This window comes from Citrobacter portucalensis (assembly GCF_002042885.1).
GTDB classification, from domain to species: Bacteria; Pseudomonadota; Gammaproteobacteria; order Enterobacterales; family Enterobacteriaceae; genus Citrobacter; species Citrobacter portucalensis.
Genome location: NZ_MVFY01000005.1, coordinates 16,908 through 36,856, shown reverse-complemented (window position 1 = coordinate 36,856; position 19,949 = coordinate 16,908). Strand labels below are relative to the sequence as shown.

The window sequence follows — 19,949 nt, the reverse complement described above, 5'->3', positions numbered from 1 at the left end:
GCCAAAATAAGGAAAGGGTTATGATGAAGTACGTCATCATACTGGTGATACTCTTAGTCATTAGCTTACCGGCTTACTAAGACACCAGGGGGAGGGGAAACCTTCCCTAACCCTCACTCCTGAAAATAAGCCACAGCAAGGATGATGTCAATACGCACACTTTTCAGCATGCGAGCGGCTTAGCGGAAAACAACGTCAGCCCAGCGGGCCAGTCCGGCGGTGACAGAACCGAAGTCATCGCCACCCGCGATAGGGATCCCGGGAAGCTGCTGGGCGAGGGCTTTTTTAATCAGCGGCGAACGCGCGCTGCCGCCGGTCAGATAAATCACGTCTGGTTTTTCCTGTGCGTTGTCCAGCGCCAGCTGGACCTGCTCGAGAATACGCGCCAGGGGCTGATTGAGCGCAGCTTCCAGTCCGTGTTGACTGATATCGGTTGCCAGCGTGTCGCTGATAAACGGTATCGCCGCCGTTACAATCGTCTGGTCGGAGAGTGCGATTTTGCTCTCTTCTGCACTGCGCACCAGGCGATAGCTCAGACGCTCGCGCCAGACTTTAAGCAGCAGAGCGACTTTATCGGCTTCTCTCGCGTCGCGGACAAGATCGTTGAGCAGTCGACCGTTGGCGCTGCTATAGAAATCACTTTGCGCGGGAACGTCGTTGATTGCGACCGCGTTCCACCACGGGAGAATCGGTAAGGCGATACCTTTTTCTGTCTCACCGCCCATACCTAGCAGTGGCATCAGGTGTTTAAACGCCAGCGCGATATCCAGATCGTTCCCGCCTACGCGGCAGCCACTGTGTCCCAGCAGGCTGTTTTCGCGATCGGCACGCTGATGCCATTGCGGCCCCATCAGCAGCAGTGAACAGTCGGTCGTACCCCCGCCAATATCCACCACCAACACGCGTTTTTCTTCCTGCAGCGTCGCTTCGTAATCCAGTCCCGCCGCTACCGGCTCGTACTGGAAGACGACATCCTGAAAACCGGCGCGTTTGGCCGCACGTTCAAGAATACCCTGCGCCTGGGTGTTGGCGTCATCGCCACCTAATCCCTGGAAGTTGATGGGCCGACCAATCACGGCCTGAGTGATAGCTTCCGGCAGTTGGCTTTGCGCCTGGTTGCGAATGTGCAGCATCATTGCACAGACCAGATCTTCAAACAGCGCAACCTGCTGCGGCTTCAGACCGCTGGCACCCAAAAATGATTTTGGCGATTTAACGAAGTACACCTCTTCCGGGTCTTCAATATACTGACCCAGCGATGCCAGACCGAACTGCACGCTGTTGGCGTTAACGTCGATGTCTTCTTCGCGGTTGTAGCGCATCGCACGGCGAAGCAGCGCCTGCGTTTCATCGTCCGTAGTTGGGATGTCGTGATGGCGATACAGCCACTCGCTAACCGCTTCGCGCGTTGGTGCGCACAACATTGAGGGTAGCAACGTGCTGTTATTTTCCATTTTGAGCAGGTGAGGCTGCCCATCACGCATAACGGCCACTGAACAGTTTGCCGTACCGTAGTCAAAACCAATAAACACCGTAAAAATCCCCATGCCAGTGAAGAAGGGGCGTGACTTTAACGAATAGTTGACGCCCCGACAACTGGAATATGAAAGCAAGGCGTACTGATTGAATACCGTTTATGCTTTAGGTTTGCGTAAAAAGGAAAACTAAATGTTCACGCTGAGCTGGCAACCGCCTTATGACTGGCCCTGGATGCTGGGATTTCTTGCCGCCCGTGCGGTTGAAGGTGTCGAAACCGTAGAGGAACTGAGCTATGTCAGAAGCCTGTCCGTAGGGGAGCATCGTGGTCTGGTGCGCGTTGTCCCGGATCTGCACGCCAACGTGCTACACGTGACATTGAGCACAGGGTTACAGCCGGTAGCTTCCGAGTGCCTGGCAAAAATAACGCGCTTGTTCGATCTTGGCTGTTGCCCGCAGCAAATTATCGGCGCGTTGGGTAGCCTCGGTGCGGCGCGTCCGGGACTGCGCCTGCCGGGCAGTGTCGATGCGTTTGAGCAAGGGGTGCGGGCGATTTTAGGGCAGTTAGTCAGCGTATTGATGGCCGCGAAACTGACGGCGAAAGTGGCGCACGCTTACGGGGAAGCGCTGGAGGATGCGCCCGAGTATGTGTGTTTTCCTACGCCGGAAGCGCTTGCCAATGCCGATCCGCTGCACCTGAAAGCGTTAGGAATGCCGCTCAAACGCGCTGAAGCGTTGATTCACCTGGCTCATGCAACCCTTGAAGGAACGCTCGCGACAACAGCCCCTGCCGATATCGAACAAGGCGTTAAGCAGCTACAAACGTTTCCCGGGATAGGGCGCTGGACCGCCAACTATTTCGCGCTTCGTGGTTGGCAGGCGAAAGATGTTTTTCTGCCGGATGATTATCTGATTAAGCAGCGTTTTCCCGGCATGACACCGGCCCAGATCCGACGGTATGCAGAGCGCTGGAAACCCTGGCGCTCCTATGCGTTATTACATATCTGGTATACGGATGGCTGGCAGCCGTCAGTTGATGGCGAAATTACTGGTATTCAGTAACAGGTCCAGCGGTTGGGCGTCGGCAATGATATCGCCATAAATCATATCAATCCCGATGCCAGAAAGCGCATCCATGATCAGCGGCAACTGCACCGGGCCGGCGATGGTTTTAATGTCCAGACGCTGAGCATGGCCCTGGATAATGGACACCCACATTTCGTCAATCAAGTTACCGTGGACGCTGGCGCTTAGCTCGCTGTCGAGCAGCAGGTAATCAACCATGTGATATTTCAGGTTGTCAAAAAGATCTAAATCGCGACCGACATGACTTAGAATAATTCGACATCCGCACTGACGCAGTCGATGTAGTGTGGATATAGCCTGCGTTGGGTTTGTTTTTATCACGTTAGACGGAACGGTCAGGTGCAGCAGTCGTGGTGGTAACGGACTTCTTTGCAGTTGCCCCAGCAGCTCGTCAACAAGTTCTGTATTCAGCAGCCCGGCGGCGGAAAGGGGCAGGGCAATGCTGAGTCCCTTACTGGCGACGGCCGGTGCAGCACTCTGGAAGAATTCGGTAAATACCCGGCGGTCAAGCGCCTGATTCAATGTAGGATCGACCAGCCCGGCACGGAAAGCGTGTTCTTCAATAATCTCCCCTTCAGCTGTCCCTAAACGTAGCGAGAGGAGCCAAAAGCTGAACGTCTCCGGTATACGCGGGGAGGCCACGCCCCTGGCGATCATCAGCATTGGGTTGTGCAAAATGCTGTGTCTTTGCTCATCCAATGTCAGTTGACTACGCGCGGCATGACCCTGGCTTTGCTGCGGTTCATAAACGCAGACGCGTCCACGCCCACTGTTTTTCGCCGCATAACAGGCAATATCCGCTTGAGACATGACGTCGCTGGCGACATGATTTTTTTCATCAATGAGCGTAATCCCCGCACTGGCGCCAATGCGGTGTAACCGGCCTTCCCACATAAAGTGGTAATCGTTGATGGCGCTGATCATGCGACCTGAGATAAAGCGGGCGCTTTCGATATTACAATCTGGTAGCAACAGACCAAACTCGTCACCGCCAAGACGCGCCAGCATATCGCTGGAACGCAGCATGCTGAGCATCAGTGAAGAGAGTTCGCGTAGCAGGGCATCGCCTGCGGCGTGACCGGCGCTATCGTTTACGGCTTTAAAACGATCGAGATCGATAAAAACCAAAGCATGCTGTTGGTGCGTGTCGTGAACCGTATGCAGTAACTGTTTTAGATGATTTTCGAAGCTGACGCGGTTTGCCAACTGGGTCAGGTCATCATGCGAGGCGCTGTAGCTAAGCTGGCGGAGCATCTTCCGCGACTCGGTAACGTCCTGAATAACCAACACCGAGCCAATGCTGCCGCCATCAAGGGTGCTGAGGGGCGTGATGCTGTACTGAATGTCATAACTGTTGCCGTTACGACAATGCAGGACCACTTCCTGTTCGATTGCCGTACGCGACATGTCAGCACTGTAGATATTTTCCATCAGCGGACCGTTCTCGCCAAAAGTAATATGTAGTACCGTCAATAGCGGAATGCCGATGGCACTGTCCTGCTGCCAGCCGCTCATTTTCTCAGCAACCGGATTCATAAAGGTCACGTTCATATCGACATCAATACAAATCACCGCTTCGCCGATTGAATCCAGCGTAATGTGCAGGCGCTCTTTTTCCTGAAACAGCGCTTCGTTAAGCTGCTTGACTTCGGTCATATCCATATTGATACCAAGTAAGCGTTCAACTTCACCGTCTTTATTCAGTACCCGGTTGGCCAACGAACGGATATGGCGTATGCCATCTTTTACCGCGATACGAAACTCAAGCTTAAACGGAGCCCGTGCGGCCAGTGAATCACGAATCACATTTTCGGCGTACTCACGATCTTCGGGTACCACGCACTCATACCAGACTTGCCAACTGGGCTTGATATGCGCAGGAACTTCGTAGAGATCGAACATCCGTTTATCCCAGCTGATCACGTCAGGCTGTAGTTCCCATTCCCAAATCCCAATCCCCCCGGCTTCATTGGCGAGGGTAATGCGCTCCATCAACCGTTTGTTAATCCACTCGGTATGCTTCAGGTCGTTAATGTCCTCAACCTGCGCGATAAAATAGAGTGGGGTATTGTCGCTATGACGCACCAACGAAACGGCCAGCAACGCCCAGACGACGTCGCCCGAACGGGTGTAATAGCGTTTTTCCATGGAATAGCTATTAATCTCTCCGCGTGCCAGCATGTTCAGCTGTTCAATGTCGTTATTCAAATCTTCCGGCCAGGTTAATTGCTGGAAGGTCAGTGAACGTAACTCCTCCTGGCTATAGCCCAGAAACTGACACAAGGCTTTATTGGCCTGTAACCATTGCCCCTCGGTACCGACTAACGCCATGCCAATCGCGGAATATTCCATGGCGTTGCGAAAGCGTGACTCGCTTTCTGAAATGTGCTTGCGTTCGGCTCGAAACGCGTACATCACCATGGTCATCATATTAGCTGGCAACAGGATCATCAAAAACGGCAACCAGGGGATGTCCGTCATCATGTTCGGTTTCGGGGTGTAAAGCAGCGAAGGGTCGGCAGCCAGCATCAGCGAAACCATCATCACGGTGCTGAGGAATATTAAAAACGCCTCCATACGCGGCAGACGGACAGCGCTCCACATCAGCAGGACAATAACGCAGGTAAATGGCCATGGAATGTACATCATGGATAGCCAACTGAGCGTTAAGGTCACCAGCAGGGTAATCAGGGTCTCAAGCAATAATCGCGGGTCGCGATGGCGCAACAGGTAATGTGGTTTAAACAGTAAACCTAACGGCACCAACGCCAGTGCGCCAATGGATTCTGACAGTACCCAAATGAGAAAGGTATTTAACGACGTGTCCTTCGGCAGCAACAACCACATCAAAATGCCGCCCAACAGTGGCGGAACAACCGCGCTACCAAATGCCAGGCGCGCCCAGTCATTCAAATTTTGTAAGGGATTGTACCAGGGCAGCAGTTTACGCAATAACATTGCGCCAACAACAGCCTCAATAATGTTAATGACCGTATAGGAGAAATTAAGCGACTGTCCGGGGAAAAAAAGTAAAGAGGCGCCGATGCTACCGAATGAGCAAGCCAGCGCGATCCCTGGCCACATCTTTCCCGCGTGACGGTAAAAAGCCACCATCATGATAGAGGTTGGAAACCACAGAGGGGCAAGCTGTGCGCCGTAACGTGATAGTTCCAGCGAAAACAACGTAAAGATGAAAGCCACCAGACCTAAACTGGCCAGGCGCAGTAGAGGATGGGGTAAGGTAACTAAAACATGTTGGGATTGTTTACTCATTACCACTCTACCCAAATAGCCGTTGTCGCCCAGCAGAGATGCCGGACGCATCACATTTAATCTGGGATTATGCTAGTACAAACAATTTACAATTTATACGCCAGCTGCTCATAAATTAACACTCCCAAGCTATTAATTCCTAAGGCAGGTGAATAAATATAGCGGCTGTTCTAAATCTGACCATTTTAATTTGCGACAGGGACAGCATTGGTGCAGCCTGGGGTGGCATCGCGCCGCTGAAATCCCTATAATTGCCGCGTTTGGCGTTTCGGCGCCGCCCTTCCTTACATCCAGGTTAATCAGGTCGCTAAATTTATGACTGATCAGTCCCATCAGTGCGTCATTATCGGCATTGCCGGCGCATCGGCTTCCGGCAAGAGCCTTATTGCCAGTACTCTTTATCGCGAATTGCGTGAACAAGTCGGTGACGAACATATTGGCGTTATTCCCGAAGACAGCTATTACAAAGATCAAAGCCATCTGTCGATGGAAGAACGTGTAAAAACCAACTACGACCATCCGAACGCGATGGACCACAGCCTGCTGTTTCAACATCTGCAAACGCTGAAACGCGGCTCTGCCATTGAGCTGCCGGTTTATAGCTATGTTGAGCACACGCGTACGCAAGACACTATTCATATCGAACCGAAGAAAGTCATTATCCTGGAAGGCATTTTGCTGCTGACGGATGCGCGTTTGCGCGATGAGATGAACTTTTCTATTTTTGTTGATACGCCGCTGGATATTTGTCTGATGCGCCGTATTAAGCGCGATGTGAATGAACGTGGTCGTTCAATGGATTCGGTGATGGCGCAATACCAGAAAACCGTCCGTCCAATGTTCCTGCAATTTATTGAGCCTTCAAAGCAATACGCCGACATCATTGTGCCGCGCGGGGGTAAAAACCGCATCGCCATCGATATTCTGAAGGCTAAAATCAGTCAGTTCTTTGAATAAGTTCAGCGAATTGTGTACCGTTCAGTGATAACCTGGTTCACCCTTAACGCACCTGGCATTAAGGGTTTGAAGCACGAAAGGAGAAAGTGCCATGCGTTTATGTGACCGAGATATTGAAGCCTGGTTGGATGAAGGTCGCCTGTCGATCACTCCACGCCCTCCTGTCGAGCGAATCAATGGCGCCACGGTAGATGTGCGTCTTGGCAACAAATTCCGTACGTTCCGCGGTCATACGGCGGCGTATATCGATTTGAGCGGACCGAAAGATGAAGTCAGCGCCGCGCTGGATCGCGTGATGAGTGATGAAATCGTCCTCAAGGACGGCGAGGCATTCTTCTTGCATCCGGGTGAGCTTGCGCTGGCAGTAACATTCGAATCCGTGACGTTGCCTTCCGATCTCGTCGGTTGGTTAGATGGCCGTTCATCTCTGGCGCGTCTGGGACTGATGGTACACGTCACCGCACACCGTATCGATCCGGGCTGGTCTGGCTGTATCGTACTGGAGTTTTACAACTCCGGAAAATTACCGCTGGCTCTGCGTCCGGGCATGCCGATTGGTGCGCTAAGTTTCGAACCGCTTTCCGGTCCGGCAGCGCGACCATACAACCGTCGTCAGGATGCGAAGTATCGCGACCAGCAGGGCGCCGTTGCCAGCCGGATCGATAAAGACTGAGTGTTTATCAGTCCATTGGGGATAGCATGAGACGATTTCTGACGACGCTGATGATTCTTCTGGTCGTGCTGGTGGCCGGCTTTTCTGCGTTAGTACTGTTGGTGAATCCGAATGATTTCCGCGCGTATATGGTCAAGCAGGTTGCCGCACGTAGCGGGTATCAGCTGCAGTTGGATGGCCCCCTGCGTTGGCACGTATGGCCGCAACTGAGTATCCTCTCAGGGCGAGTGGTGTTAACGGCTGAAGGTGCCAGCGAACCTCTGGTTCGTGCCGACAATATGCGTCTTGACGTTGCGTTATGGCCGCTGTTGAGCCACCAGCTCAGCGTGAAGCAGGTGATGCTCAAAGGCGCAGTGATTCAACTGACCCCGCAAACTGAGGCGGTACGAGGCAAAGATGCACCTGTTGCCCCAAAAGACAATATGTTGCCCGATCTGGCGGAAGACAAAGGATGGTCGTTTGATATCGCCCGTTTGCGGGTTGCCGACAGTGTTCTGGTATTCCAGCATGAAGACGATGAACAAGTTACTGTTCGTGATATTCGTCTGGAGATGGAACAAGATAGCCAGCACCGCGGCACGTTTGATTTTTCCGGGCGTGTGAACCGCGATCAGCGCGATCTCGCGTTATCCTTTAACGGCACGGTCGATGCCTCCGATTATCCGCACAACTTATCTGCGAATATCGAGCAGTTAAGCTGGCAATTGCAGGGGGCCGATTTGCCGCCCCAGGGGATCAACGGTCAGGGACATCTTCAGACACAATGGCTGGAAGAGAAAAAACAGCTTTCGTTTAGTCAGATAAATTTGACCGCCAATGACTCTTCGTTCTCCGGGCAAGCACATGTGGCCTTGTTGGAAAAACCAGAATGGGCCGTCGACCTGAAATTTGGTCAGCTCAATCTGGATAACCTGCTCGTACAACATGACGCAGCGGCGACAGCAAAAGGTGACGTTCAGCAAGGTCAGAGTCAGTCAACGCTGGCGCGCCCCGTCATTGCTTCCCAGGTTGATGCCGTTTCGTATCAGGGACTCAAGGGTTTTTCGGCAGACATCGCTTTGCAGGCTGACAAAGTGCTGTGGCGGAAAATGGCGTTTGAGAGTGTTTCGGCAAAAATAGACAACCAGTTCGGCTTACTGAACATTGCGCAGTTGCAGGGAAAAAGTGATGGCGGGCTGATCTCACTGCCCGGCACGCTGGATGCCAGAAAGGGAGAACCGCGAGCGGTCTTTCATCCGCGCCTGGAAGGTGTGGAAATTGGCACTATTTTGAAGGCCTTTGATTACCCCATCGCACTCACCGGCAAGCTGTCGCTGGCGGGAGATTTTTCCGGCTCAGATATTGACGCCCAGGCGTTTCGCCATAGCTGGCAAGGGCAGGCCCATGTCGAAATGAACGATACGCGAATGGAAGGGATGAACTTCCAGCAGATGATTCAACAGGCTGTAGAACGCAGCGGTGGGGATGTTAAATCTCAGCAAAACCTCGATAACGTGACCCGGTTGGATCATTTTGTAACCGATATGAGTCTGGATAACGGTGAGGTGACGCTGGATAACATGGCAGGGGAGTCCGCGATGTTGGCGCTAACCGGCAAAGGAACGTTAGATCTGGTGAAGCAGAATTGCGACACGCTGTTTAACATTCGCGTGCTGGGCGGTTGGGATGGCGAAAGTAAGTTGATTAGTTTCCTGAAGGCCACCCCGGTTCCTCTCAGGGTCTATGGCCAGTGGCAATCACTGAACTACAGTCTGCAAGTTGATCAGCTTTTGCGTAAGCATCTGCAGGATGAAGCAAAACGTCGTCTGAATGACTGGGCAGATCGCAATAAAGATTCCCGCAACGGCAAAGATGTTAAAAAGTTGCTGGATAAGCTCTGATTCATATTGCCGGATGGTGGCTAATGCCCCATCCGGCTCGTGACTTACACCTCGTAATCCATCTCTTCTTCACTGTGTAGCGGTATCAGCTGGACCTTTTGCACGCGATGATTTTCCACCTGCAGGGTTTTTAGCCGATAGTCGCCAACCTGGACTTCCTCCCCGGTTTTCGGGATGCGCTGCAAATACTCCATTAACAGTCCGGCAATGGTGTGATACTCACGCTTATCGTCTAACGGGATAGGCACGTACTGCACCAGGTCTTCCAGTGGCATATGTCCGTTAGCGGTCCACGAACCATCGGCGTTTTTCTGAATATCATGACGGGCGTCGATTTCCTCTACCTCGTTTGGCAGATTGCCGGCGATGGTTTCCATCACATCACTCAGCGTCACAATCCCTTCGACGGAACCAAATTCATCGGCTACAAACGCGAAGTGCGTGCGGGCATTACGGAACTGCTCAAGCGCCGGAAGCAGCGGCAAGGTCTCCGGGAACACCAGCGGCTGGCGAATCAAGACGCGCAGGTCGAGCGGTTCGCCGCGCAGAGACTGTTGCAGTAAATCGATGACATGCACCACGCCCAGCAGTTCCTCCTGCTCGTCTTCGCCAGTGACCACCAGACGCGTATGCTGGTTTTTTTCCAGTAAGGCGCGGATTTCTGCTTCGGGTGCATTGAGGTCGATATGTTCAATATCATGGCGCGAGGTCATGATACTGCTGACGGTACGCTGATTGAAGTTCAGCACACGTTCAATCATCCGCCGCTCCTGTGGCGCAAAAATCTGACCTTCATGATGATCCGCCAGCATCGCTGCGGTTTCGGCATCCAGTTCGGCATCTTCTTTTTGCCCGCTCAGCAGCCGCATTACCGCCTCGGCGGTGCGCTGGCGCAGAGTATGGTTGGCTGAGAGGAAGCGACGACGGTTAAAGATAGCCAACTGGTTCAATGCTTCGATCATGACCGAGAAGCCGATGGCCGCGTACAGGTAACCTTTCGGGATATGGAAACCAAACCCTTCGGCCACCAGACTGAAACCAATCATCAGCAGGAAGCTCAGACACAGAATAACAATAGTTGGATGGCTGTTAACAAAGCGCGTCAGCGACTTGCTGGCCAGCAACATCAGGCTGATGGCAATAATGACTGCCGCCATCATCACCGCCAGGTGATCGACCATGCCAACAGCGGTAATGACGGAATCCAGAGAGAAGATGGCGTCCAGCACCACGATCTGCGCGACCACACCCCAGAACTTAGCGCCTTTACGCTGGGTGGGGTTATCGCTGTCTTTCCCTTCCAGCCGTTCGTTGAGCTCCATAGTGGCTTTAAACAGTAGGAAGAAACCACCGAACAGCATGATCAGATCGCGGGCGCTGAAGCTGAGATCGCGAATGCTGAACAGCGGCGTGGTCAGCGTTACCAGCCAGGATATTGATGCCAGCAGCAGCAGGCGCATAACCATTGCTAGCAGTAGCCCTGTAATACGCGCCTTATCCCGCTGGGCAGGAGGTAGTTTCTCCGCGAGGATGGCAATAAAAACAAGATTATCAATGCCAAGAACAAGTTCGATCACGATTAACGTGACCAGTCCGGCCCAGATTGACGGATCGGCAATCCATTCCATAGTAAATGCTATACCCATAGTTGTATGACAATTGTCACAATTCGATCATGGGTAAAACTGGCGAAAAATGCAATGGCGAGAAGGGATTTCTCTGTCGGTTATATCAGAACTGATGCAGGATAATAGCCTTAATGTAACTACAGGAAATGATTTTATTAATCTAAACATATTTAGGAAATATCGCAGGTGGAATATTTTTATATCAATATTGTCAATATCAATAAAATCCTAAAAATATATAAATCCGACGCTTAATATTAATCTTAAAAGCCAGGTATCGGCGGTTTGTTATCTTGCCTGATATTCGCATAGCTGCAACAATTCTTGCGGTAATAATCAAAAGATAAATATTTCCTCATCAATCAGTGGCGCCATTCCCGATGCGTTAACGCTGTAAATGTGATGAAAATAAAGGAGAAGATAAAAATTTAAATTAATCAGTGCATTGGTAGCTAGTGAAGCCAGGGGCGGTAGCGTGTCTGGTCGCCTGAAACAAGCCTAAATTATTCTGTCAAGAGACCGCAGATGAATTCATTTTTTTTAGGACTGATGCCAGTTAAATTCCATTTCAATTAACGGCAAGGTAAATACGTACAGGCGAAGTCGCTATTTAGATTGCATGTGATAAATACTCTGCCAAAGTGATAAATAATCAATGATGAAATCCAAACTTAAATTGATGCCAGTATTGGTATCGGTGATCTTGATAAACGGTTGTACCGTGCTTCCGGGCAGCAATATGTCTACGATGGGCAAAGATGTGATTAAACAGCAGGACGCTGATTTTGATATCGATCGCATGGTGAATGTTTATCCACTCACGCCACGGCTGGTCGAACAATTACGTCCTCGACCAAATGTTGCCCAGCCAAATATGTCGCTGGACCAGGAGATTTCCGGATATCAGTACCGGGTCGGCCCGGGGGATGTCCTGAATGTGACCGTCTGGGACCATCCTGAACTCACCACGCCAGCTGGGCAGTACCGTAGCTCAAGCGATACCGGCAACTGGGTGCAGCCTGATGGCACCATGTTTTACCCCTACATCGGCAAAGTCAGCGTGGTAGGGAAAACGTTGGCAGAGATTCGTAGTGATATTACCGGGCGCTTAGCGAAGTACATTGCTGACCCGCAGGTGGACGTTAATATCGCCGCTTTCCGCTCGCAGAAGGCCTATGTCTCCGGGCAGGTGAACAAATCCGGCCAGCAGGCCATCACCAACGTACCGCTTACCGTTCTCGATGCCATTAACGCCGCTGGCGGTCTCACCGAGGCAGCAGACTGGCGCAACGTTGTACTGACTCATAAAGGGCAGGAGCAACGTATTTCACTGCAAGCGCTGATGCAAAATGGCGACCTGAGCCAGAACCGGCTGCTCTATCCCGGCGACATTCTGTTTGTTCCGCGTAATGACGATCTGAAAGTCTTCGTAATGGGAGAAGTGAAAAAACAGAGCACCCTCAAAATGGACTTCAGCGGCATGACGCTTACCGAAGCGCTGGGCAATGCCGAAGGTATTGACCTGACCACCTCCAACGCCAGCGGCATTTTCGTTATTCGACCATTGAAAGGCGAGGGCGGGAACAACGGCAAGATCGCCAATATCTATCAGCTTGATATGTCCGATGCGACGTCGCTGGTGATGACAACATCATTCCGACTCCAGCCATACGATGTGGTGTACGTCACTACCGCGCCGGTTGCTCGCTGGAACCGTTTGATCAATCAGTTGCTGCCGACTATTAGCGGTGTTCGCTATATGACGGACACGGCCAGCGACCTTCACAACTGGTAATCATCATGTTTAACAAAATCTTAGTTGTTTGTGTGGGGAACATTTGTCGTTCCCCGACGGCAGAGCGCTTATTAAGGCAATTTCATCCGGCGTTAACGGTCTCTTCAGCCGGTCTTGGGGCGCTGGTGGGGAAAGGCGCGGATCCGTGTGCTATTAGCGTGGCGCAGGCGCACAACCTGTCACTGGATAATCATTGTGCCCGGCAGATCTCGGGACGAATGTGCCGGGAGTATGACCTGATCCTGACCATGGAAAAGCGCCATATCTCTGCCCTGTGTGAAATGGTGCCGGAGATGCGCGGCAAAGTGATGCTTTTTGGGCACTGGGACAGCGAGCGCGAAATTCCCGATCCGTATCGTAAAAGCCGTGATGCGTTTGACGCGGTGTACGCATTACTTGAACGGTCTGCCCGCCAATGGGCTCAGGCACTGAACGCAGAGCAGGGAAAACAATGACAGAAAAAGTTAAACAGTCTGCTGCGCCGGTAACGGGCAATGATGAAATCGATATTGGTCGTCTGGTCGCAACGGTAGTGGAAGCCCGCTGGTGGGTTCTTGGCATTACCGCGGGCTTTGCATTGTGTGCCGCGGTCTACACGCTGTTCGCCACACCCATCTACAGTGCGGACGCGCTGGTGCAAATTGAGCAAAATACCGGAAATTCACTGGTGCAGGATATTGGCTCGGCGTTGTCGAACAAACCTCCGGCCTCGGAAGCGGAAATTCAGCTTATCCAGTCGCGTCTGGTATTAGGGAAAACGGTAGACGATCTTAACCTCGATATCGCCGTTACCAAAGATACATTCCCTATTTTTGGCGCGGGCTGGGACCGGCTGATGGGCCGCCAGAACGAAACGGTTAATGTGACCACCTTCACGCTGCCAAAGGCAATGAATGAACAGACCTTCACGCTCAATGTGCTGAATGACAAAAGCTATCAACTGGTGAGTGACGGGGGTTTTAGCGCCCGGGGGCAAGTCGGCAAGGTGTTGGAACATGATGGCGTGACGATGCTGGTTGAGGCGATTCATGCCAGCCCGGAGAGCCAATTTACCGTCAGCAAATTCTCCACGCTGGGCATGATAAACACCCTGCAAAATAACCTGATGGTGACGGAAACGGGCAAAGACACCGGCGTATTGAGCCTGACGTTTACCGGCGAAGACCGCGAGCAAATCCGCCAGATCCTCGACAGTATTACCCGCAACTATCTGCAACAAAACGTGGAACGTAAATCCGAAGAGGCCGCCAAAAGTCTGGCGTTTCTGGCAAAGCAACTGCCTGAGGTACGTAACCGGCTTGACGTTGCTGAAAACAAGCTGAACGCCTTTCGTCAGGATAAAGACTCCGTGGATTTGCCGCTGGAAGCCAAAGCGGTGCTGGATTCGATGGTGAATATCGATGCGCAACTGAATGAACTGACCTTTAAAGAAGCGGAGATTTCCAAGCTTTTCACCAAAGCGCATCCGGCGTACCGCACGCTGCTGGAAAAACGCCAGGCGCTGGAAGATGAGAAAAGTAAGCTGAACGGGCGCGTAACGGCGATGCCGAAAACGCAGCAGGAAATTGTTCGTCTGACGCGTGATGTGGAGTCCGGTCAGCAGGTCTATATGCAGTTGCTGAACAAGCAACAGGAACTGAAGATTACCGAGGCCAGTACGGTTGGCGATGTGCGCATTGTCGATCCCGCGATTGCCCAGCCTGGCGTGCTGAAGCCGAAAACGGCGCTGATTATTCTCGGCAGTATCATTCTTGGTTTGATGCTTTCTGTGGTGGGCGTACTGCTGCGTTCTCTGTTTAATCGCGGTATTGAAAGCCCCCAGGCGCTGGAAGAGCATGGTATCAGCGTGTATGCCAGTATTCCGCTATCTGAATGGCAAAAAGCGCGTGATAACGTTCAGACCATTAAAGGTGTGAAACGCTACAAGCAAAGCCAGCTGTTGGCCGTGGGGAATCCAACGGATCTCGCCATAGAAGCGGTCCGCAGCCTGCGTACCAGTCTGCACTTTGCCATGATGCAGGCGCGTAACAACGTATTGATGCTGACCGGCGTCAGCCCGTCGATTGGTAAAACGTTTGTCTGCGCCAACCTGGCGGCAGTCATCAGCCAGATCAACAAACGCGTGCTGTTGATCGACTGCGATATGCGTAAAGGCTATACCCACGAGCTGCTGGGGACCAATAACGTCAACGGCCTGTCTGAGATCCTGATTGGTAAGGGGGATATCTCATCCAGCGCCAAACCGACATCGATTCCGCATTTTGATCTGATCCCTCGCGGTCAAGTCCCTCCCAATCCTTCCGAGCTGTTGATGAGCGAGCGTTTCGGCGAACTGATTGCCTGGGCCAGCTCGCACTATGACCTGGTGCTGATTGACACCCCACCAATTCTGGCGGTGACCGACGCGGCGATTGTTGGCCGTCATGTCGGCACCACGCTGATGGTGGCGCGTTATGCGGTCAACACGCTGAAAGAGGTGGAAACCAGCCTGAGTCGCTTCGAGCAAAACGGCATTCAGGTGAAAGGGGTGATCCTCAACTCGATCTTCCGCCGTGCCAGCGGGTATCAGGATTACGGCTACTACGAATACGAATACACGTCGGATGCGAAATAAATCACCAACCCTGCCGGATGCGGCGAAAACGCCTTATCCGGCCTACAAAAGCGTATCTATCCGGAAACGAAAATGACGACAGAAAACCCGCTAATTTCAATTTATATGCCAACCTGGAACCGCCAGCAGCTGGCCATTCGGGCGATTAAATCGGTGTTGCGCCAGGACTATCCTCACTGGGAGATGATCATTGTGGATGATTGCTCTTCCTCATATGAGCAGTTGCAGCAGTTTGTTGAGGAACTCAACGATCCGCGCGTGTCGTATACGCATAATTCCACCAACTCCGGGGCCTGCGCGGTGCGTAATCAGGCCATTATGCAGGCCAACGGGCAATACATTACGGGGATTGATGATGATGATGAATGGACGCCGAACCGCCTGAGCGTGTTCCTGCAGTATCGGCATCAACTGGTCACACGGGCGTTTCTGTATGCCAATGACTATGTCTGTGAGGGCGAAGTGTATTCGCAGCCGACCAGTCTGCCGCTCTATCCGAAGTCCGTATATTCGCGCCGCAGGTTTTATAAACGCAACATCATTGGTAATCAGGTATTTACCTGGGCATGGCGGTTTAAAGCATGCCTGTTCGATACCACGCTGAAAGCGGCGCAGGATTACGACATCTTCCTGCGCATGGTGGTGGCGTATGGCAAACCGTGGAAGGTCAAAGAGGCGACGCAGATCCTGCATGTGAATCACGGCGAGATGCGTATTACCTCATCGCCGAATAAATTCTCCGGTTACTTTCAGTTTTACCGCAAGCACAAAGGCAAATTTGACCGGGCGAGTAAGAAATATCAGCTGTTTACCCTCTATCAGATCCGCAATAAAAGGATGAACTGGCGCACGCTGCTGACGCTGCTTTCTGTTCGTAACAGTAAGCGTCTGGCCGACGGACTGCGAGGACGCTAATTATGCTGGAAGATTTACGCGCGAACGGCTGGAGTCTGCGCCCCTGCTGCATGGTGGCGGCCTATCGGATTGCCCATTTTTGCTCCGTCTGGCGTAAAAAAAATATCATAAACAACCTGTGGGCTGCCCCGGTGCTGGTGATGTATCGCCTTATCACCGAATGCCTGTTTGGCTATGAAATTCAGGCTGCTGCATCAATCGGTCGTCGTTTCACCATCCATCATGGTTATGGGGTGGTTATCAACAAACACGTGGTGGCGGGGGATGATTTTACCCTACGCCACGGCGTCACTATCGGCAATCTTGGTGCCAACGATCCATCCTGTCCGGTCATCGGTAACGGCGTTGAGTTGGGGGCCAATGTCACTCTGCTCGGCGACGTTGCTATTGGCGATAACGTGACGATTGGCGCCGGGAGCGTCGTGGTGGATAGCGTTCCGGACAATACGCTGGTCGTGGGCGAGAAGGCACGGGTGAAGGTAATAAAATGAAGATATTACAGTTTAATGTGCGACTCGCAGAAGGTGGGGCGGCAGGTGTGGCGTTAGATTTGCATCTTCGCGCGCTGGAAAAAGGGCTGTCGTCACGGTTTGTCTATGGCTATGGCAAAGGCGGTAAAAAAAGCGCCAGTCATGCGAAATACCCACAGGTTATCAAATATACGCCGCGCCTGACGTCGGCGGCTAACATTGCGCTGTTTCGTTTTGCAAATCGCGACATGTTCGGCAATCTCGACAAGCTATATCGCACGGTTACCCGCACCTGCGGCCCGCTGGTACTGCATTTTCATGTGTTGCACAGCTACTGGTTGAACCTGGAAGAGGTGGTGACCTTTTGCCAAAAAGTGAAGGCGCATAAACCGGATATCACCTTCGTCTGGACCCTGCACGATCACTGGAGCGTGACCGGGCGCTGTGCCTTTACCGATGGCTGCGAAGGCTGGAAAACGGGCTGCCAGAAATGCCCAACGCTCAGCAACTATCCGCCGGTAAAAGTCGATAAAGCCCATCAGCAGTTGCCCGGTAAGCGGCAGATGTTCCGTGCCATGCTGGCGCTGGGCTGCCAGTTTATCTCGCCCAGTCAACATGTGGCCGACGCATTCAACAGCCTGTATGGCGTGGGACGCTGCCGCATTATCAATAATGGCATTGATGTGGCAACTGAAGCCATTCTTGCCGAACTACCCGCGATGCCTGCGGAGAGCGGTCGGCCGAAAATTGCCGTGGTGGCTCATGACCTGCGCTATGACGGCAAAACCAGTCAACAACTAGTGCGAGCGATTACCGCGCTTGAGGACAAAATTGAGCTGCATACCTTCGGCAAATTTTCGCCATTTGCGGGAGATAACGTCATCAACCACGGTTTTGAGAGCGATAAGCGCGCGTTGATGAGTGCGCTTAATCGGATGGATGGACTGGTGTTCAGCTCCCGTGTCGATAACTACCCGCTGATTCTGTGCGAAGCGCTTTCCATCGGCGTACCGGTAATTGCCACGCACAGCGATGCCGCGCAGGAAGTGCTGGCTAAATCAGGCGGCAAAACGTTCAGCGAAGCGGACGTATTGCAGCTGGTGCAGCTGAAAAAATCAGACATTGCGCAGGCGGTATTTGACACGTCCCTTACCGCGTTCAGTCAGCGCAGTCGGGTGGCATACAGTGGGCAACAGATGCTGGAGGAATATGTCTCGTTCTATCAGAATCTGTAGCTATCTGGTGCTACCGCTGCTTTATCTGCTGGTTAACGTCAAACTCGCCCAGCTTGGCGAGAGCTTCCCGATAACTATCGTCACCTTCTTACCCGTTCTGCTGTTGCTGTTTGTCGAGCGCATCAATATCAAAAAATTAATGATTGCGCTGGGCGTAGGGGGCGGGCTGACGGCGTTTAACTACCTGTTCGGCCAATCACTGGATGCAAGCAAGTACGTAACGTCAGCGATGCTGTTTGTTTATACCGTGGTGATTATTGGCATGGTGTGGAGTATTCGCTTCAAAACCATTTCACCGCATAACTACATTAAGATTTTGCGTTTTTTCTGGCTGGTGGTGGGGCTGGTGGTGGGGTTAGCTGCGGTTGAAATGACACAGATAATTCTCAGCGGCGGCAGCAGTTTAATGGAAGTTATTTCGAAATATCTTATTTACAGTAACAGCTATGTTCTGAACTTTATTAAGTTTGGTGGGAAACGTACCACTGCGCTCTATTTCGAACCGGCATTCTTCGCTCTGGCGTTAATCTCAATTTGGCTCAGTATCAAACAGTTTGGTATCAAAACACCTAAGTCCGATGCTATGATTCTGGCAGGGATAATATTATCAGGATCGTTTTCAGGAGTAATGACGTTTATTTTGTTTTATCTCCTGGAGTGGGCGTTCCAGTACCTGAATAAGGATGCGATAAAAAAGAAGCTACCGCTGGCGATAATCTCATTAAGCGTGTTTTTAGTTGGGGTGATATTTGCTTTTCCGTACATCGCAACGCGGCTTGGTGATTTAGGGACTGAAGGTTCGTCATCGTATTATCGTATCGTAGGGCCATTAGTGATGGTCGGTTATTCGTTACTGAACGTTGATGGCGTAGTGAGATTTGGCTCACTTTATGAATACGTTGCGTCATTCGGAATTTTTAACGGTGCAGATGTCGGTAAAACAATAGACAATGGTTTGTATCTGCTGATTATTTATTTTTCATGGTTCGCGGTGATATTAGCCCTGTGGTACATGGGGAAGGTCATGAAAATGATGATCAATGCGTTTGGCGATAATCAGAATTATCGGGTGCAGCTTTATCTTTTTACACCGTTGTCACTGTTTTTTACAGGTTCAGTATTTAGTCCGGAATACGCATTTTTAATTGTGTGTCCGTTTATATTGCGCAAGGCGCTGAATATCGCGAGGTAACTCACATGCTGCTCAGTATCATTACCGTCGCCTTTCGCAATCTGGAAGGGATCGTCAAAACTCACGCATCGCTGGCACATCTGGCGCAAGCGGGTGATATCAGTTTTGAGTGGATTGTTGTTGATGGCGGCTCCTCGGATGGTACGTCGGCGTTTCTTGAAGGGCTTAGTGGGGAACACCGGTTACGGTTTGTCAGCGAGCCGGATAACGGCATCTATGATGCGATGAACAAAGGCATCGCGATGGCGCGCGGACGGTTCGCGCTGTTCCTCAACTCCGGGGATATTTTGCATGCGGACGCGGCACATTTTATCCGCCAGCTAAAAATGCAGAGCGACCAAACCATGGTCATTGGCGATGCGTTGCTGGATTTCGGCAATGGCAACAAAATTAAGCGCCGGGCAAAACCGGGTTGGTATATTTATCACAGCCTGCCCGCCAGTCATCAGGCGATATTCTTTCCGCTCTCAGGACTGAATGTCTGGCATTATGATTTGCAATATAAAATATCGTCTGATTACGCGTTGGCAGCCCAATTATACAAGTCCGGTTACGCTTTTAAAAAGTTGAGCGGATTGGTATCGGAGTTTTCTATGGGAGGAGTGTCAACGACGAATAATCTGGAATTGTGTCGGGATGCCAAAAAAGTACAGCGCCAGATATTACACATGCCAGGTTTTTGGACCGGTTTGTCAGAATATTTACGTCTGCGCACAACCGCTAAAACAAAAAACTTATATGGGAAAACGTAAGGG

Annotated in this window: 16 protein-coding genes; 13 read left to right on the top strand and 3 right to left on the bottom strand. The window is 51.8% G+C overall.

The window, feature by feature from the left end:
* Positions 1 to 20: 20 nt before the first annotated feature.
* Positions 21 to 80, top strand: a complete 60-nt coding sequence (locus BZK40_RS24415) for a type I toxin-antitoxin system Ibs family toxin (RefSeq protein WP_106672390.1) — start codon at positions 21 to 23, stop codon at positions 78 to 80.
* 99 nt (positions 81 to 179) lie between these two features.
* On the opposite strand, the gene yegD is transcribed toward BZK40_RS24415, so the two are convergent.
* Positions 180 to 1,532, bottom strand: a complete 1,353-nt coding sequence (gene yegD / locus BZK40_RS08915) for a molecular chaperone (RefSeq protein ID WP_020996657.1) — start codon at positions 1,530 to 1,532, stop codon at positions 180 to 182.
* Between the two features lie 136 nt (positions 1,533 to 1,668).
* Here yegD and alkA point away from each other — a divergent pair, with 136 nt between their 5' ends.
* Entirely contained in the window at positions 1,669 to 2,538 is an 870-nt protein-coding gene (gene alkA / locus BZK40_RS08910; protein WP_079934518.1) for a DNA-3-methyladenine glycosylase 2, read from the top strand.
* On the opposite strand, the gene BZK40_RS08905 is transcribed toward alkA, so the two are convergent.
* Positions 2,506 to 5,835 carry a diguanylate cyclase gene (locus tag BZK40_RS08905; RefSeq protein WP_079934592.1) on the bottom strand — a complete coding sequence of 1,110 codons (3,330 nt, stop codon included), beginning with the start codon at positions 5,833 to 5,835 and terminating at the stop codon, positions 2,506 to 2,508. The genes alkA and BZK40_RS08905 overlap by 33 nt on opposite strands.
* 315 nt (positions 5,836 to 6,150) lie before the next feature.
* Between BZK40_RS08905 and udk the strand changes: the two genes are divergently transcribed.
* From udk to asmA, 3 genes are all read left to right on the top strand, one after another.
* Positions 6,151 to 6,792: a uridine kinase gene (gene udk / locus BZK40_RS08895; protein ID WP_003036776.1), complete on the top strand. Its 642-nt coding sequence runs from the start codon at positions 6,151 to 6,153 to the stop codon at positions 6,790 to 6,792.
* Between the two features lie 91 nt (positions 6,793 to 6,883).
* Positions 6,884 to 7,465: a dCTP deaminase gene (gene dcd, locus BZK40_RS08890; RefSeq protein WP_003834269.1), complete on the top strand. Its 582-nt coding sequence runs from the start codon at positions 6,884 to 6,886 to the stop codon at positions 7,463 to 7,465.
* A 26-nt stretch (positions 7,466 to 7,491) separates the two neighbouring features.
* Positions 7,492 to 9,345, top strand: a complete 1,854-nt coding sequence (asmA, locus tag BZK40_RS08885) for an outer membrane assembly protein AsmA (RefSeq protein WP_079934517.1) — start codon at positions 7,492 to 7,494, stop codon at positions 9,343 to 9,345.
* Positions 9,346 to 9,389: 44 nt separating this feature from the next.
* Here asmA and BZK40_RS08880 read toward each other — a convergent pair whose 3' ends face one another.
* On the bottom strand, positions 9,390 to 10,973 hold the full coding sequence (locus BZK40_RS08880) for a TerC family protein (protein WP_032943936.1): 1,584 nt from the start codon (positions 10,971 to 10,973) through the stop codon (positions 9,390 to 9,392).
* 655 nt (positions 10,974 to 11,628) lie between these two features.
* On the opposite strand from BZK40_RS08880, the gene BZK40_RS08875 reads away from it, so the two are divergent.
* The 8 genes from BZK40_RS08875 to wcaE all read left to right on the top strand — a co-directional run bounded on the left by BZK40_RS08875 (position 11,629) and on the right by wcaE (position 19,946).
* On the top strand, positions 11,629 to 12,768 hold the full coding sequence (locus tag BZK40_RS08875) for a polysaccharide export protein (protein ID WP_079934516.1): 1,140 nt from the start codon (positions 11,629 to 11,631) through the stop codon (positions 12,766 to 12,768).
* A gap of 5 nt (positions 12,769 to 12,773) precedes the next feature.
* Positions 12,774 to 13,223, top strand: a complete 450-nt coding sequence (gene wzb, locus BZK40_RS08870; protein ID WP_032949610.1) for a low molecular weight protein-tyrosine-phosphatase Wzb — start codon at positions 12,774 to 12,776, stop codon at positions 13,221 to 13,223.
* Positions 13,220 to 15,382 (top strand): tyrosine-protein kinase Wzc, encoded by a 2,163-nt coding sequence (gene wzc, locus BZK40_RS08865; protein ID WP_079934515.1) that lies wholly within the window; start codon positions 13,220 to 13,222, stop codon positions 15,380 to 15,382. Before wzb ends, wzc begins: the two co-directional genes overlap by 4 nt.
* Before the next feature lie 72 nt (positions 15,383 to 15,454).
* A complete protein-coding gene (gene wcaA, locus BZK40_RS08860) occupies positions 15,455 to 16,297 on the top strand; it encodes a colanic acid biosynthesis glycosyltransferase WcaA (protein WP_000206145.1) in 843 nt (280 codons plus the stop codon).
* Positions 16,298 to 16,299: 2 nt separating this feature from the next.
* Positions 16,300 to 16,788, top strand: coding sequence for a colanic acid biosynthesis acetyltransferase WcaB (wcaB, locus tag BZK40_RS08855; RefSeq protein ID WP_032943932.1), 489 nt, complete (start codon positions 16,300 to 16,302; stop codon positions 16,786 to 16,788).
* Positions 16,785 to 18,002, top strand: a complete 1,218-nt coding sequence (gene wcaC, locus BZK40_RS08850) for a colanic acid biosynthesis glycosyltransferase WcaC (protein WP_079934514.1) — start codon at positions 16,785 to 16,787, stop codon at positions 18,000 to 18,002. The genes wcaB and wcaC overlap by 4 nt, the downstream gene beginning before the upstream one ends.
* Positions 17,977 to 19,194 carry a colanic acid polymerase WcaD gene (wcaD, locus tag BZK40_RS08845; RefSeq protein WP_079934513.1) on the top strand — a complete coding sequence of 406 codons (1,218 nt, stop codon included), beginning with the start codon at positions 17,977 to 17,979 and terminating at the stop codon, positions 19,192 to 19,194. The genes wcaC and wcaD overlap by 26 nt, the downstream gene beginning before the upstream one ends.
* A gap of 5 nt (positions 19,195 to 19,199) precedes the next feature.
* The gene (gene wcaE, locus BZK40_RS08840; protein ID WP_079934512.1) at positions 19,200 to 19,946 is read left to right on the top strand and encodes a colanic acid biosynthesis glycosyltransferase WcaE; all 747 of its coding nucleotides are present in this window, start codon (positions 19,200 to 19,202) and stop codon (positions 19,944 to 19,946) included.
* Positions 19,947 to 19,949: the final 3 nt, after the last annotated feature.